A 15,458-nucleotide genomic window follows, 5' to 3' on the forward strand; every position below is an offset into this window, starting at 1 on the left:
GATCCTCAGCGCGCGGGGGCGCACCGCACCGCCGGGGCGGGTCGCGGCGGGGTGGGCGTCGTGCGGCGGGCGCATCGCGGTCTCAGTGCGCAACGGTGCGGTGCTTCTGGGCGCGCGCGCCGGCCGCCTGGCTGATGCGGTCGAACACGATGGCGAGCATCACGATGGCGATGCCACCGATCAGTCCCTGCCCGGCGTCGTTGCGCTGCAGGCCGACGAGGACGGTCTGGCCGACGCCGCGCGCGCCGATCATCGAGCCGATCACCACCATGGCAAGGGCCATCATGACGGTCTGGTTGATACCCTGCATGATGGAGGGCATGGCGAGCGGGATCTGCACGCCCGTCAGCATCTGCCAGCGGGTGGCACCGAAGGCGCGGCTCGCCTCCACCACCTCGCGGTCCACGTAACGGATGCCGAGGTCGGTCAGGCGGATCAGCGGCGGCGTCGCGTAGATCACGGTGGCGAGCACCGCGGAGACGTTGCCGAGGCCGAACAGCATCAGCGCCGGGATCAGGTAGACGAAGCTCGGGATCGTCTGCATCAGGTCGAGCACCGGGTTGATGAACGACCGTGCGGTGTCCGACCGGGCGTTGAGGACGCCGACGGGGATGCCGATGATGATCGCGATCGCGACGGAGACGAGCATGATCGCGACCGTCTGCATCGCCTGCTCCCAGAGGCCGAGCATGCCGACGAACCACAGCGCCACCGCCATGCCGACGGCGAGGGTGAGGCGGTGCGAGGCGACGTAGCCGAGGATGCCGACGACGAAGAGGACCACGGGAACCGGCGCGTCGCGGAGCAGGTGCTCGAGCCAGACGAGGGCCTTGAGCACCGGGTCGGAGATGGCCTCGAACACGTTGCCGTAGTTGATGACGAGCCACTCGATGAAGTCGTTCGTGGCACCGCGGATGCTGCGGCCGACGTCGCCGTCGAAGAAGAGGGTGTCGAGCGACAGCGAGCCGAGGAGCTGGATGACGATGAACGTGCCGGCACCGGCGGCGACGGCCGTGGCGCGGTTGGCCGTCGCCCGGTCCACGAAGACGCCGACGACGACCGCGATGAGGAGGATCAGAATTTCTGTCGGCCAGCCCAGCCAGAGATCAGACATGCGGTTCCGTCATGTTGTGGCAGCTTGTGCGTCGGAACCGCCCGGTGGCCGGCGCGGGGCCAGGCTCCGGGCGGACGAGGCGGACGGGGGAGACGACCCGTCCGCCGCCGGACGTCAGGAGCTCAGCGAGGACTCGACCTTGGCGGCGATTTCCTCGGGAACCCAGGCCTTCCAGGTCTCGACGTTGTTCTTCATCCACCACTCGGCCGCCTCGTCGGCGGTCGCGGACTCGTCCTGCATGTAGGCGAGGCCCTTGGAGATGGTCTGCGCGTCGAGCTCGTACTTGCTGAGGAAGTCGACCAGCGACGGCGCGGCCTCCTGGAAGTCGGTGTTGACGGCGATCGAGACGGAGATGGTCGGGTAGGCGGTCGCCGGGGTGTCGGCGGTCACGTCCTCGACGGCGAGGTCGCCGAGCGCGGTCCACTCGGCCTCGTCGTAGGCCGGCTCGTCCAGCTGGACGACCTGATCGCCCACCTTGCCGAGCACCCAGGTCGGGCCCCAGTAGTAGAACAGGATCGGCTTCTTGCGCAGGACCGCCGACTCGATGGCGCTCGCGAGGGCGCCGCCCGTGCCGGGACGGAAGTTGGTGTAGTCCTCGGTCAGGCCGTAGGCGCGCAGCTTCTTGGTGTTGAGCACCTCGCAGCCCCAGCCGAGGATGCAGTTGTAGAAGCGGCCCTTGCCCGGCTCCTCGGGATCCTCGAACTCGTCCTTGAACTTCGGCAGGTCGGCGACCGACTTGAGGCCGGCGGCGGGGGCGTCGTCACCCTCGACCATGAACTTCGGCACGTACCAGGCCTGGGTGGCGTCCGGGTAGCTGGTGCCGACCTCGGCGACAGCGCCGTCGGCGGCGGCCTTGTCCCACGCGTCCTTCACGTTGGGGATCCACATCTCCATCGTGACGTCGATGTCGCCGCGGATCATGCCGTTGAGCAACGGGATCGTCGACCCGGGGATCGACTCGGTGTCGCAGCCGTACCCGTTCTCCAGGATGTAGGCGGCGATGCCGTTGTTGAAGGAGTTGGAGTCCCAGTCGAGGCCGGCGAAGACCACCGGACGGCCGAGCCCGTCGCAGTCGTCCTGCGCCATGGCCGCGGTGGGTGTCACCAGCGCGAGCGCAGGCGCCGCCAGAAGGCCCGCCGCGAGCACAAAATTCTTCAAAGCCGTTGTCTCCCTCGTTTGGCGTCCGTCATCCGGACGGCCCGAGCCGACCTCGAGCCTGCGCCATCCTCCCGGCGCCCAAACTCACTCCGAACAGACGGACATATTCCATGCGTCAACACGACCCCGGCGGATCAAAACGCGGGGTCGGTGCAAGCTCTGTTGCTCAAACTATAGGGTGGGCGTCAGTTCTGTAAAGTCGCAATTCCGCCAAATTCGTTCACGGGCGGATAATGCCGGCGATACATGGCTATAGCCGTGAGGCTGAAGATTGCGAAAAGGGGATCAAATCGTTCCCAATGCACGCCGCATGAGGTCCCGCCGCAAGCAATAGAAACCATCTCCGCATCGGACTGGCTTAATTCTACAGAAATACAAGGATTAGGTGAAACGGGATCTCTGGAGGACGCCGCACGGCGCCGCGGCGGCAGACTTCGGACCGATCGGCCAAGAACTGAGGTCCGGCCGGCGGACGACCCTGCGCGCGCTCACGGGAGCGGCCGCCCGCACACGGCGAGCGCCGGCCCCGGTGGCATGCCAGATCAGGGGAGGAATCGGGAGCTTCGGCCGAGTGCGGCCGTCACGGCTCGGCGAGCGGCGGCCCGGCCGACGTCGGGCCGACCGGCGCGAAGGCCGGGCGATTGTGCCGGGCGCGGTCGGCCCGACGGCCGCGATCAGTGCCCGTAGAGGTGGCCGTAATTGTCGAAGTCGACCTTGTAGGTGTCGCGGATGATCGGCTGCGTGCGCTCGTTGATGAACACCTTCGACGACGGGAACTTGCCGTTGGCGAACGCGCCGCGCTCGATCGGGATCGTCTCGGCGTTCTCGGCGAACATCTTCGTGCGCCGCTCCGTCACCTGGTGGTGGTGGCGGGACTCGCCGAGGGCGTTCATGTCCACGTCCTTGATGCCGTCGGTCCCGGCGATCCCGGTCGCCCAGTCGGCGAACCGCTCGATCGGGATGACCTCGTTCAGGAACTCCTCCTCCCCGGCGACATACTGCGGCGAGATGTGCTGGTTGATGGAGTGCGCCTCCTTCGCCTCGAACTCCCTCACCATCTCCAGATGGTCGAGGAAGGTGAGTCCGGGCTCGACCGGTCTGCCGCGCTCGGCGAGCCAGTCGTTGACGAGGGTCCAGTGGTCCTGGGCCCAGTGGTGCCGCCGCTCGAGGATGGCGCCGCGCTCGGCGAGGACGAGGAACGAGCTCGGCGCCCGGGCCATCGGATCGCGCACGACCTTGACGGCCTTGTGCGTGCCGGACCTCAGCGCTTCCGCCACCTCCCGCTTGTAGAACTTGCGCTTCTTGAAAACCTGACCTTCGTAGTCATGAATCCAGTTGGAATAGGCCAGGGCCTCGTCCAGGAGGCCGAGCTGGGCGAAGAACCACTTTACGACGGTGGTACAGCCCGACTTCTGGCTCCAGAAAACGATATACGGAAACGAAGGGTCGTAGAGCGGCGGACGGATACGAACACTGTCCGGCAGTTTGGATGGCCTGAAGAGCATGAACCCACTGACTTTGACGCGCTGACTTGTGTAGTGCGATGGCAGACGCACATTGTCCATGCTCGGCCCCTCCCGCAAGCCCGCATCAGGTTTGCCGCGGATTCGCCTTGACGATCAAACGAGGCTGCCTCGCACGTGAACTTCTTCGACCCCTTCATCGCCCTGGCCCGGGTGGATTCCCTCGTCGGCCTGCCGTTCGCCATAGCGATCGCCTCGATCGCGCTGTGGCGGCGCCGCCGCCCGCTCACGTTCAACCGGATCGTCGAGGTGGGCCTGCCGGCGCTGCTGCTGGTGATGATGGCGATCCGCTACGCCTTGCTGGCGCCCTTCGTCGCAGCCTTCCCGGGGCCGATCCTCGGCGCGGGGGCGGGCGGCGGCGTCGGACTGGCGGGCGTCTTCGTCGCGACCTCCGTGGTCGGGTTCATGTCGTGGGACGCCGGCGTGCTGCGCAAGCTGGTGGCGTCGCTCCTCCTCCTCGCACTGGCGATCGGGGAAATGGTGCTGAACGAGTCGCTGTTCGACCCGCGCTGGATCACCGAGTTCGACACCTATGTCGGCATCGGCGTCGCGGCGATCGCGGTCATCTTCGCGGTGTTCAACTGGGCTCACCGTTCGGCGACGCCGAGCCCCCTCGGCGGAGCCCACGAGCCACCGCTCGACTACTGAGGCTCCCCCGCTCGACGACTGCGGCGCATGCGGCTCCCGGCCCGGGCCACCGGGCCGGCCGGCGGTCGCGCCGCCGGTTTGCGGGAGGTCGTCGTCATAGCGCCCGCCGGGCGGGCCGTCTGGTCGAGGGCCGGCGGCGTCCTTCGGCACCTGGACGGCACCGCCATCCAGGTTCGGTCGTCGGCCGCCGGTCCTTCGCTTCGCGCCGCCTCGGCGCTTAGTGGAGGCTCACCGTGGTGAGGTTGTTCTCGACCGCGTTGGCGATCACCGCCTGGGCGGTGTCCGCGAGGACGATCGGGGTGCCGTCCGCCGACAGAAGCGCCCACAGCCTCTGACCCGGCGCCATGGACGGCGCTTGAGGGAAGATCTCGTTCACTTCCTCCGACAGGAAGCTCCGAACGTAGGCCACGTGGCCTGTACCGAGCGACGCCAGCGTTTGCGGGCTGATGTTGCGCGCCTGGTTCTCATGGGTGTCACGCATCGTACTCAACTCCTGGGTTCAAGCGCTTGCTCGCTAGCGCTGATCTCGATGGTCCGAACGGTCCGCTCCGGTTCCGGCCGTACGAGGTCGATGGCGAGGAGGCCATCGGCCAACGCGGCGCTGAGGATTTCGATCCCCTCCGCAAGCACGAACGCCCGTTGGAATTGCCGGGCCGCTATGCCGCGGTGAAGGAAGTGCCGGTCCCGATCCGCCTCGGGCGACTGCGCCCCGCGGATCACCAGCTGGTTGTCCTCCACCGTCACCGAGAGCTGATCGCGCGTAAACCCGGCCACAGCCAGCGTGATCCGCAGAAGATCGCCCTTATTGCTTTTGATTCGCTCGATATTGTACGGCGGGTAGCCATCGCTCCCGCTCTTCGTCACGCGATCCAAGACGCGCTCGATATCTTCAAACCCGAGCAACAACGGGCTCGACAGCGGTGTCATACGTGTCATCCATCAGTCCTTGCGACAAGCGACCGGCGAAGGAACCCGTGCGGCGTTCCTTCAGTGTGGATATTTGGCGTTAAAACGTGCATACGCAAGGAGGCGGGAGGCTTGCGCGCCGCGACATCGCGGCGTCTTGAAGCGGCTTCGCGTCAGCCCCGGACATCCGGAACGCACCCCGCGCCGCGTTTTTGGATGACGGTTGATTGCAATCATCCCTCGACAAAGCCATTTGGAGTCACTATTGACGCCCTCTGGCAATCCTTCGGGCGATATGAATTTCAGCGCGCCGCCTCCGCGGCGCGACGGGAACACGACGACATGAACATCATCGACGAGCTCAATCGCGAGCAGATGGCCGCCATCGAGGAGAAGCGCAAGCTTCCCCCGTTCCAGGCCGGCGACACCGTCCGCGTCAACGTGCGCGTGACTGAGGGCACCCGCACCCGCGTGCAGGCTTACGAAGGCGTGTGCATCGCGCGTTCCGGCGCGGGCCTCAACGAGAGCTTCACCGTGCGCAAGCTGTCCTACGGTGAGGGCGTGGAGCGTGTCTTCCCGATCTTCTCGCCGATGCTGGAGTCGGTCGAGGTCGTGCGCCGCGGCAAGGTCCGCCGCGCGAAGCTCTACTACCTGCGTGGCCGCACGGGTAAGGCTGCCCGTATCGCCGAGCGCAAAGAGAAGCGCGCCGCGAACGCCTGAAGCCCGGCTCCGAGGTGCGACGGGATTTCCCACCGCCCCCGGCTCCGCGCTACAGGTCCCGCCGCAGCCAGCGCAGTGCCCGCTCCACCCGCGGGCTCATCCTGCCCCTCGGCGTTTTTGTCGCCGCCGTACTGATGTGCGGCGGCTTTTGGCTGTTCGCGATGGAATCGCTGGAGGATCTCCCCGGCCGCGCCTCCATCCGCGAGGCGACGTCGGCGGCTGCGGACTCGGCTGACCGGCGGGGCGAGGACGGCCCGATCGTCGTCGCCCCGCGCGTCACCGTGCCCGACGCCCCGGTCGACAGGTCGACGGCGCCCGCAGCGCCGACGGCGGAGGCCGCCGCACGCAACGCCGGCGGCGGCGTGAGGTACGTGGAGGGCGCAGGCATAGCCGCGCCCCGCCCGACCGGCCCACTGGTGCGCGAGGAGCGGCCGGACGTGATGCCGCCGCAGGCCAAGCGCGGCCCCGGCCCCGAGCGCTTCAAGCTCGTCGTCATCGAGAGCGCGGGCGTGGTCGACGCGCGCACCCACAAGATCACCCTCCCCTACGTCGATGCCCCGTCCGCCGACGCGACGTGCCAGAGTGCGAGCGGCGGGACCTGGCCGTGCGGCGCCCGGGCGCGTACCGCGATGCGCCGCCTCGTGCAGCGCCGCGCGCTGGACTGCGTCCCGCTGGACCGGAACTCGGACGAGCCGGTCCGGGCCGCCGACTGCGAGGTCGCCGGCATCAACCTGTCGCAATGGCTGATCGAGCAGGGCTGGGCCGCCCCGACGCCGGAGGCGCCGGAAGCCTACGTCGCGCTCCACAAGGCCGCCGTCGAGGCGCAGCGCGGCCTCTACCGCGCCGACGGACGCTGACGCCGCGTCCGCGGCGCACGCCTTCCCTCGATTTTCCGGAATATCGCCCGGCAGCCGTGAGGGGCCGGGCCTGCGCGGTCAGCCGTTGATCGGCTCCGGGTCGCGCGTGTAGACGCCGTCGCCGAGCATCCCGGTCCAGTCGACCTCGTAGGGGCCCGTCATGACGATGCGGCCGCCCTCCAGGCCGATGGTGAGCGGCCCGCCGGGAAGCTCCACCGTCACCTCCCCGGCGAGGCGGCCCATGTGGTGGCCGACCGCGGCGATGGCGCAGGCGGCCGTGCCGCAGGCCCGCGTCGGCCCCACCCCGCGCTCGTGCACCACCGCCCGCACGTGTCCCGGCGACAGCACCTCCACGAAGGAGATGTTGGCGCGGGCCGGGAAGACGGGATGATGCTCCAGCATCGGCCCGACCGTGGCGAGGTCGACCGCCGCGATCGACGGCACGAAGAAGACCGCGTGCGGGTTGCCGACGTTGGCGCACGCCGCCGGGCCGAGGCCGGCGAGCTCCGGCTCGGAAAAGGCGAGCGCCTGCGGGTCGCCAGCACCTTCGGCGAGCGGAATGTCGGCCGCGCCGAAGCGGGGCGTTCCCATGTCGACCGAGATGCGGCCGCCGCCGGCGCGCCACGCGCGCATCGGACCCCCGGCGGAGGCGATGGTCACTTCCGGCTCGGAGCGCTCGTCGAGCAGGATCGCCGCGACGCAGCGGGCCGCGTTGCCGCAGGACTCCACCTCTCCACCGTCGGCGTTGATGATGCGCATCAGCGCCGTCTCGCCCGCCGGCGGCTCGGCGATGATGATGAACTGGTCGAAGCCGATGCCGGTCGCGCGGTCCCCCAGCGCCTTCACCTCCTCGGAGGTGGGCGTGAAGGGCTCGGTCCGGGCGTCGACGACGGCAAAGTCATTGCCGAGGCCGTTCATCTTGCGAAATGGGATCATCGGCGTGGTCTCGGTTCGATGCCGATGAGATAGGGTCCCAGCGGCACGATTGCCCGTTGCCACGCGGCCCGGGGGAATGCAAGGCACCCCTCCGTCGGCGTCATGGCCGGCCGGGCCATGTGGACGAAGATCGCCGACCCCAGCCGGCGCACGCGCGGCCGCTGGTTGTCGTCCGTCGCGACGACCACGTCATAGAGCCCGTCCTCCCGCAGCAGCGCCTCGTGCGAGCCGGCATAGGGCCGGCGGACGTAGGCGTTGTACCGGCCGCTCCCGGCGTCGTCGCACCAGCCGTCGGCCGGCCGCACCCCCCGGTGGGGCACCGGCAACGCGGCGTAGCCGGTCACAACCCGTCCGCGCGTCAGCGCCGCCAGCGGCGTCATCCGGCCACGCGGCGTCGCCCCGTCGCCTTCCCGCTTCAGCGTGCCGATCCCCGAGCGCCCCATGGCCGCCCGCATCACCCGCCCCTCGACGTTGACGAGCACCTCCGTCGGGTGCCCCGGACGCGGCCGGACGAGCGCCGGCCGGCGGGGCCAGGCGGTGCGCCGGCCGGGCCGGCGACAGGTGCGCGTTCCGGGGATAACCGGAAAGGTATTACTGTTCACGATAATTCACGCCACGGATGTATAGCGACTTGGGGCGGACTCGGGCAAAAATCGTGATCGTCAACACAAGCGGTTCTCGCCCGTTCACTTATCTTAGGGGTCGCGACACCACTCTGGGAGGGCCAGTTGAACAAGAGGACAATCCTCATCATCGACGACGACGAGGACCTTCGCGAAGGTCTGAGCGAACAGATCGGCTTCTACGACGAGTTCGCCGTCATCACCGCCGATACCGCACAGAAGGGCGTGGCCGCCGTCAAGTCCGAGGACGTGGCGCTCGCGATCGTCGACGTCGGGCTGCCCGATCTCGACGGCCGTGAGGCGGTCCGGCTGATGCGCAACGCCGGCTTCAAGGCGCCGGTCGTGATGCTGACCGGGCACACCACCGATGCCGACACCATCGTGGGGCTCGAGGCCGGGGCGAACGACTACGTCACCAAGCCGTTCCGCTTCGCGGTGCTGCTGGCGCGGATCCGGGCACACCTGCGGCAGTTCGACCAGAGCGAGGACGCCACCTTCGCAATCGGTCCGTACTCCTTTAAACCGTCCGCCAAAATTCTGCTCGAGCCGGACGGTCGGCGGATCAGGTTGACGGAGAAGGAAACCTCGATCCTCAAGTACCTCTATCGTGCCGGCGAAAAACCGGTCACTCGGGATGTTCTCTTGCACGAGGTGTGGGGCTACAACTCCGGGGTCACGACCCACACGCTGGAGACGCATATCTATCGCCTTCGCCAAAAGATCGAGAAGAACCCCGCCTCCGCCGAGCTGCTGGTGACCGAGGCCGGTGGTTACAAGCTCATGCCGCGGGCGGTGACCGCCTAACGTGAGTCTCGCCCGTCACATGGCGGTGATGCGGAACGCGCCCATGCTGAAGCCTCTCGGCGACGAGGCGCTGAAGCTCCTCGCGTTCGGCAGCTTGCCGCGGTCGTTCAAGCCGAGGCAGGCCCTCTTCGACGCGGGGGACGATGCCGAAGGTGCCGTCCTGATCCTTGGCGGCCAGGTCAGGCTCGTTCCGGGATCCCACGCCGGGCCGCCGAAGGTGGTCGGGGTCGGCTATCTGCTCGACGAGTTGGCGCTCATCATTCCGATGCAGCGGAGCGTGAGCGCCGTCGCGCAGACGAGTTGCGAGATTCTCGCCCTGCCGCGTGAGCAGATGCTGCGGATTCTGGAGGAGTATCCGGACGCCGCCCAGCACCTGCGCGCGCAGCTGGTGCGCCGGACCATGTCGCTGATCGACGACGTCAACGCGCTTCGCGACCGTTTCGGTAACCCGCCCTCGCGGGACTGACCGGCCGCGCCCGCCCTGCCCGTCCGGCCGGATGTCTCGTGCCGGGCCGCGTCCTCCCCTCCAGGCGCCGTGAGCGCGTGTCGCCACGGTCCGCCAGCCCTGTGCCAGCGCGGTCGGTCACCATGGCGCTGCGCACCCCTTCCGTCCGGCGCGACGAGACCCTCGCGAGTACCGCAGGACGGTGCGTTTTCATCGGTGGCGTAAGCGCAGATGCGCGCCGATGACGCGGCTCACACGAGTGTCCCGCAAGATCGATGGCTGGGTTTACTTGTCTTCAAAGCGTCATAAAGCAATGCTTTGTCGAATTGGAAATCTTCGAATCGACGGTGACTGCGTCGCACCGGGTTGCCTATGTCTGCCTGCTGTGCTCTGGAGCACAGCATCTTGGGCCCGCGAAGTTAACTCACTCTCGCGGCCTTGCCGTGGTCCTTCGATCGTGACGATGTCCGAGCCATGACCGTCATCCCGGTTCAACGTCGCCGTGGTAACAACGGCGTGCGATGGGCGGCCTAGCGTCTCGGAACCTCGCGGGGTAGGGTCGAGGGATCGTTCCCAATTATCAATGCACGGAACTGCGAGGGGCTGCCGCCCAATGTCGTCGAATATTCTTGCCAACGCCATAGCGTCGACCCGGCGCACCTTCATGTCGGTTGCTGCATTCAGTTGCGTGGTCAACATCCTGATGCTGACCGGTCCGCTGTTTATGCTGCAGATCTACGACCGGGTGCTGACCAGTCGCTCCGTGCCGACCTTGATCGCGCTGACCGGCCTCGTCGTGGGCCTCTATTTCTTCATGGGCATCATCGACCTGGTGCGCTACCGGATCCTGACGCGCATCGGCCACCGCTTCGACGAGGCCGTCGGCCGGTCGGCCTTCCTCGCCCAGGTCTCCGCGCCGGTGCAGGCCGGCCCCCTCGCCGCCAAGTCCGAGCCGGTGCGCGACGTCGACCAGCTCCGCCAGTTCTTCTCCTCGCCCGGCGTGACCGCGCTCTTCGACATGCCGTGGATGCCGATCTACATCGCGATCGTCTTCGCGATCCACCCGATGCTCGGCATGCTCGCGCTCCTCGGCGCCGTGATCCTCTTCACCATCGCCTTCGTGACCGACCGCGTCGCCCGCCCGGCGATGAAGGTGTCGGGCGAGTTCTCGACGCAGCGCAACGCGGTGGTGAACTCCGGCCGCCGCAACGCCGAGGTCCTGCACGGCATGGGCATGCTCGGCGCGGTCGGAACGGTCTGGGACAACGTCAACGAGAAGTTCCTCGCCGCCAACGCCAAGGCCGCCGACGTCGTCGGCCTGTCGTCGGTGATGTCGAAGATCTTCCGCCTGTTCCTGCAGTCGGCCGTCCTCGCCCTCGGCGCCTACCTCGCGATCGAGCAGTATATCACCCCCGGCGCGATGATCGCCTCGTCGATCATCATGGCGCGCGGCCTGCAGCCGGTGGAGATGGCCGTGCAGAACTGGCGCGGCATGCTCGCCGCGCAGCAGGCCTACCGCCGCCTGAAGACGCTGTTCGACCGCCCGACGCCGGTGCAGGCGATCGACCTGCCCGCGCCGCACCGCGACCTCACGCTGGACGCCGTGACGGTGCTGCCCCCCGGCTCGCGCACCCCGACCCTCCTCGACATCCGCTTCCAGGTGAAGGCGGGCACCGCGCTCGGCATCATCGGCCAGTCCGGCTCCGGCAAGTCGACCCTCGCCCGCGCCCTCGTCGGGGTGTGGCCGGCGGCCCGCGGCACGATCGCCCTCGACGGCGCGCCGCTGCCGCAGTGGAAGCCCGAGACGCTCGGCCGCCACGTCGGCTACCTGCCGCAGGACGTCGAGCTGTTCGAGGGCACCATCGCCCAGAACATCGCCCGCTTCGACCCCGAGGCGCAGGACGAGAAGATCATCGCCGCCGCCAAGATCGCCGGCTGCCACGACCTCGTCCTGTCCTTCAAGGACGGCTACTCCACCGCCATCGGCGACCAGGGCGCCACCCTGTCGGCCGGCCAGCGCCAGCGCATCGCGCTCGCCCGCGCCCTCTACGGCGACCCGTTCCTGATCGTCCTCGACGAGCCGAACTCCAACCTCGACGGCTACGGCGACAGCGCCCTCAACCGGGCCATCACCATCTGCAAGCAGCGCGGGGCGATCATCGTGGTCGTCGCGCACCGGCCCTCGGCCCTGTCGGCGACGGACAAGCTCTGCCTGATCGAGAACGGCCGCATGGCCGACTTCGGCGACCGCGACGAAGTCCTCAAGAAGGTCATGCGCCGGGAGAAGGTCGACAACGTCCGTCCGACGCCGCAGCTCCAGGGACGCCGCCCGGCGGCCTCGGACGGCGCGGACGATCCGCAGCAGGCTGAGGCGGCCACCGCCCAGGCCTCGACCAGTTCAAGCAACGCGTAACACGCTGACGGACGAGAGATTATGGCCCTCCCAGTGAAACCAGGCGCGGCTCCGCCCAAGCCGAAGTTCTCCTCCTCGATCCGCGGCTACGTGATCGGCGGGACGGTGGCGTGCTTCGCGCTCCTGTTCGGCTTCGGCGGCTGGGCCGCCACTGCCAAGCTCGCCTCGGCGGTGGTCGCGACCGGCAAGATCGTCGTCGCCTCCAACGTGAAGCAGATCCAGCACCCGGACGGCGGCATCGTCGGCGAGATCATGGTGCAGGACGGCGACCAGGTGGACGCCGGCGACCTCCTGATCCGCCTCGACGAGACCCTCGTCGCCGCCAACCGCGCCCTCGTCGACGGCCAGATCGTCGCCATGGAGGCGCGCCTCGCCCGGCTCGAGGCCGAGCGCGAGGACGCCGAGGACATCACCCCTTCGCCCGAGCTCGCCCATCGCCTCGACGACGACACCGTCAAGCGCGCCATGGCCTCCGAGGAGAAGGTCTTCAGCGCCCGCAAGGAGACGATGTCCGGCCAGGTCGACCGCCTCAACGAGCGCATCGGCCAGCTCGAGCAGCAGATCGAGGGCCTCAAGGCGCAGCAGAAGGCGAAGGAAGACGAGATCTCGCTGATCGACGAGGAGCTCAGCGTCCTCGGCGACCTCTATGATCGCGGCCGCACCACGCGCGACAAGATCGTCAACCTGCGCCGCAACCGCACGCGCCTCGAGGGTGAGCGCGGCGACCTGATCGCCCAGATCGCCGTCGCCCAGGGCAAGATCAGCGAGACGCAGCTCGAGGTGCTGTCGATCAAGACCGACCAGCGCGAGAAGACCTTCTCGGAGATCACCGAGATCGAGCCCGAGCTCGCGAACCTGAAGGAAAAGCGCATCGCCGCCGACTTCCAGCTGAAGCGCATGGACATCCGCTCGCCGACCGACGGCACGGTGTTCGAGCTCGAGGTCCACACGGTGGGCGGCGTGGTCCAGCCGGCGCAGACGATCATGCAGATCGTCCCCGAGGCGGACAAGCTGATCATCGAGACGCGCATCTCGCCGACCGACGTCGACCAGGTCGCGATCGGCCAGGAGGCGACCATCGTCCTCTCGGCGTTCAGCTACAAGACGACGCCGCAGCTCCAGGGCGAAGTGAAGTTCGTGGCCGCCGAGGCGAGCTTCGACGAGAAGCTCGGCACCAGCTACTACGTCGTGCGCGTCGCGCTGAAGGAGGGCGAGCTCGACCGGCTGCCCGAGGATCTCGTGCTGATGCCCGGCATGCCCGCGGAGGTCTACATCTCCACCGGCGGCCAGACCGTGGTGCAGTACCTGACCAAGCCGCTGACCCAGCAGATCCGCCGCGCCTGGCGCGAGTCCTGACCGGCGCGGCGCCCGCGAGCCCGGGCGCCCACCCCGCGAAAGGCCCCGGACCGCACGCGGCGCGTCAGGGGCCGCCAAACCGTAGGAAGCGGCCGGGTCCCTACTCGGCCGCTTCCTTCTTGTTCGGGTCCGGCAGTGCGGGCGCGTCGCCGTCGTCGCCGGGGGCGAGGTTCGTGAAGGGCTCCGGCGTCACCTGCGCCCACTTGCGGTGCCCTTCCACCAGCCCTTCCAGGCGCTGGAAGTCGAGCCGCTCGCTGTCGCGCTTGCGCACCAGCTCCTCGGTCTCGCTGGCGAGGCTGGGCTCGAGGCCGAGCTCGACCAGCGCGTCGCGCCCGAAGCGGATCGCCGAGTCGATCGTCTCGCGGCGCTGGTAGTCGACCCCCGTGCCGAGCAGCGTCAGCGCATGGCGGCGGTCGAAGGCACGGGCGAACACCTTCACCCCCGGGAACTGCTCCTTGATGAGCCCGACGATGGCGTTGGTGTGATCGGCCGGCGACGTGCAGACCGCGATCAGCCGGCACCGGTGCGCCCCGACGGACCGCAACACGTCGAGCCGTGCTCCTTCGCCGTAATAGACGCGGCTGCCGAACCGGCGCGCCTCCGTCACGCGCTCCGCGTCGTTGTCGAGGATGATCGGCCGGTAGCCGCCGGCGAGGAACATCTGCGACACGAGCTGGCCGAAGCGGCCGAAGCCGATGATCAGGATGTCCCCGTCGGCGTCGTCGTAGTTCTCCGTCATGGTCGGGGCGGGCTTCTTCGGGATGAGCCGCGGGGCGAGGAAGCGGATGAGGAAGGGCGTCGTGACCATCGAGATGGTCACCACAGCGATGAGGAGGCTCGCGTTGTCCGCCGAGATGAGCCCGCGCCGCTCCGCCGCGGTGTAGAGCACGAAGCCGAATTCGCCGCCCTGGGAGAGCAGCAGGCCGGTCTTGGTCGCGGTCGCGTGGTCTCCGCCGAAGAGGCGGACCAGGCCGTAGATCATCAGCGACTTGAAGATGATCATCGTGATCAGGCCGCCGACGATGGTCGGCCAGTGGTCCCAGATCAGGCCGAGGTCGATGGTCATCCCCACGGCGAGGAAGAAGAGGCCTAGGAGAAGACCGCGGAACGGCTCGATGTCCGCCTCCAGCTCGTGCCGGTAGTTGCTCTCGGCCAGCATGACGCCGGCGAGGAAGGCGCCCATCGCCATCGAGAGACCGACTGCCATCATCGCCGTCGCCGAGGCGAGGACCACGAGGAGCGTCGCGGCCGTCATGATCTCGGTGCCGCCGAAGCGGGCGAGAACCCGGAACATCGGCGACAGCAGGTAGTGCCCGATCACCACCACGCCGCCGACCGCGGCCAGCGCCGTGACGATGCTGAAGGCGACGTCGTCCCCGTCCATCGACTCGCCGGGCGCGAGCAGCGCCACGATGAGGAGCAGCGGAACGATGGCGAGGTCCTGCATGAGGAGGATCGCGAAGGACTTCTGCCCGTACGGCAGCCGCATCGACCCGCGCTCCTCGATGAGCTGCATGACCAGCGCGGTCGAGGAGAGGGCGAGGCCGAGGCCGGCGACCACGGCGGTATGCCAGTTCTCCCCGATGAGCAGCGGGTACGTCATGATGAGGCCCGCGCACAGCACGACCTGCAGCAGGCCGAGGCCGAAGATGTCCCGCCGCATCGCCCAGAGCCGGTGCGGATTGAGCTCCAGTCCGATCAGGAAGAGCAGGAACACGACGCCGAGCTCGGCGAACTCGACGATCTCCTCCGGCTCGCGGGTGATGCCGATGAGCGACGGGCCGAGGAGGACACCGGCGATCAGGTACCCCAGGACCGCGCCGAGGCCGAGGCGCTTGGCGATCGGCACGAAGACGACCGCGGCGGCCAGGAAGGCGAGCGCGGTCAGATAGGCTGGCGTGTGGTCGCCGTTCATGTGTGTCCCTCTTCAGCGGCCGCCAAGCGTCGGTTGTGTC

At 68.4% G+C, this 15,458-nt stretch carries 15 protein-coding genes; 7 read left to right on the forward strand and 8 right to left on the reverse strand.

Features of this window, described 5'->3' with window-relative positions:
• Nucleotides 1-82 precede the first annotated feature (82 nt).
• The 3 genes from DLJ53_RS01985 to DLJ53_RS01995 all read right to left on the reverse strand — a co-directional run bounded on the left by DLJ53_RS01985 (nt 83) and on the right by DLJ53_RS01995 (nt 3,777).
• Nucleotides 83-1,114 (reverse strand): ABC transporter permease, encoded by a 1,032-nt coding sequence (locus tag DLJ53_RS01985; RefSeq protein WP_111341871.1) that lies wholly within the window; start codon nt 1,112-1,114, stop codon nt 83-85.
• A gap of 114 nt (nt 1,115-1,228) precedes the next feature.
• Entirely contained in the window at nt 1,229-2,272 is a 1,044-nt protein-coding gene (locus tag DLJ53_RS01990; RefSeq protein ID WP_244934982.1) for an ABC transporter substrate-binding protein, read from the reverse strand.
• Nucleotides 2,273-2,946: 674 nt separating this feature from the next.
• The gene (locus tag DLJ53_RS01995; RefSeq protein ID WP_162408775.1) at nt 2,947-3,777 is read right to left on the reverse strand and encodes a sulfotransferase family 2 domain-containing protein; all 831 of its coding nucleotides are present in this window, start codon (nt 3,775-3,777) and stop codon (nt 2,947-2,949) included.
• A 135-nt stretch (nt 3,778-3,912) separates the two neighbouring features.
• On the opposite strand from DLJ53_RS01995, the gene DLJ53_RS02000 reads away from it, so the two are divergent.
• A complete protein-coding gene (locus DLJ53_RS02000; protein WP_111341875.1) occupies nt 3,913-4,443 on the forward strand; it encodes a hypothetical protein in 531 nt (176 codons plus the stop codon).
• Between the two features lie 217 nt (nt 4,444-4,660).
• Here DLJ53_RS02000 and DLJ53_RS02005 read toward each other — a convergent pair whose 3' ends face one another.
• Nucleotides 4,661-4,924 (reverse strand): BQ00720 family protein, encoded by a 264-nt coding sequence (locus tag DLJ53_RS02005; RefSeq protein WP_111341877.1) that lies wholly within the window; start codon nt 4,922-4,924, stop codon nt 4,661-4,663.
• 5 nt (nt 4,925-4,929) lie between these two features.
• Complete coding sequence (locus DLJ53_RS02010) at nt 4,930-5,379, reverse strand: Hsp20 family protein (protein WP_111341879.1); 450 nt, start codon at nt 5,377-5,379, stop codon at nt 4,930-4,932.
• Nucleotides 5,380-5,691: 312 nt separating this feature from the next.
• Here DLJ53_RS02010 and rplS point away from each other — a divergent pair, with 312 nt between their 5' ends.
• Nucleotides 5,692-6,069: a 50S ribosomal protein L19 gene (gene rplS, locus DLJ53_RS02015; protein WP_111341881.1), complete on the forward strand. Its 378-nt coding sequence runs from the start codon at nt 5,692-5,694 to the stop codon at nt 6,067-6,069.
• A 14-nt stretch (nt 6,070-6,083) separates the two neighbouring features.
• On the forward strand, nt 6,084-6,926 hold the full coding sequence (locus DLJ53_RS02020; RefSeq protein WP_146619860.1) for a thermonuclease family protein: 843 nt from the start codon (nt 6,084-6,086) through the stop codon (nt 6,924-6,926).
• A gap of 78 nt (nt 6,927-7,004) precedes the next feature.
• Here the strand turns inward: DLJ53_RS02020 and dapF are convergent, their stop codons facing one another.
• The gene (gene dapF / locus DLJ53_RS02025; RefSeq protein WP_111341885.1) at nt 7,005-7,862 is read right to left on the reverse strand and encodes a diaminopimelate epimerase; all 858 of its coding nucleotides are present in this window, start codon (nt 7,860-7,862) and stop codon (nt 7,005-7,007) included.
• Nucleotides 7,859-8,344 carry a L,D-transpeptidase family protein gene (locus DLJ53_RS02030; RefSeq protein WP_202912957.1) on the reverse strand — a complete coding sequence of 162 codons (486 nt, stop codon included), beginning with the start codon at nt 8,342-8,344 and terminating at the stop codon, nt 7,859-7,861. Before DLJ53_RS02030 ends, dapF begins: the two co-directional genes overlap by 4 nt.
• Before the next feature lie 246 nt (nt 8,345-8,590).
• Here DLJ53_RS02030 and DLJ53_RS02035 point away from each other — a divergent pair, with 246 nt between their 5' ends.
• From DLJ53_RS02035 to DLJ53_RS02050, 4 genes are all read left to right on the forward strand, one after another.
• A complete protein-coding gene (locus tag DLJ53_RS02035; protein WP_111341887.1) occupies nt 8,591-9,289 on the forward strand; it encodes a response regulator transcription factor in 699 nt (232 codons plus the stop codon).
• A gap of 43 nt (nt 9,290-9,332) precedes the next feature.
• Nucleotides 9,333-9,755, forward strand: coding sequence for a Crp/Fnr family transcriptional regulator (locus DLJ53_RS02040; RefSeq protein WP_162408777.1), 423 nt, complete (start codon nt 9,333-9,335; stop codon nt 9,753-9,755).
• 592 nt (nt 9,756-10,347) lie between these two features.
• Nucleotides 10,348-12,147: a type I secretion system permease/ATPase gene (locus tag DLJ53_RS02045; RefSeq protein WP_111341891.1), complete on the forward strand. Its 1,800-nt coding sequence runs from the start codon at nt 10,348-10,350 to the stop codon at nt 12,145-12,147.
• A gap of 21 nt (nt 12,148-12,168) precedes the next feature.
• The gene (locus DLJ53_RS02050) at nt 12,169-13,503 is read left to right on the forward strand and encodes an HlyD family type I secretion periplasmic adaptor subunit (protein ID WP_111341893.1); all 1,335 of its coding nucleotides are present in this window, start codon (nt 12,169-12,171) and stop codon (nt 13,501-13,503) included.
• 100 nt (nt 13,504-13,603) lie between these two features.
• Here the strand turns inward: DLJ53_RS02050 and DLJ53_RS02055 are convergent, their stop codons facing one another.
• Nucleotides 13,604-15,418 carry a monovalent cation:proton antiporter-2 (CPA2) family protein gene (locus tag DLJ53_RS02055; protein WP_111341895.1) on the reverse strand — a complete coding sequence of 605 codons (1,815 nt, stop codon included), beginning with the start codon at nt 15,416-15,418 and terminating at the stop codon, nt 13,604-13,606.
• Between the last annotated feature and the right edge of the window lie 40 nt (nt 15,419-15,458).

Origin of the sequence: Acuticoccus sediminis (assembly GCF_003258595.1) — a bacterium.
GTDB lineage: Bacteria > Pseudomonadota > Alphaproteobacteria > Rhizobiales > Amorphaceae > Acuticoccus > Acuticoccus sediminis.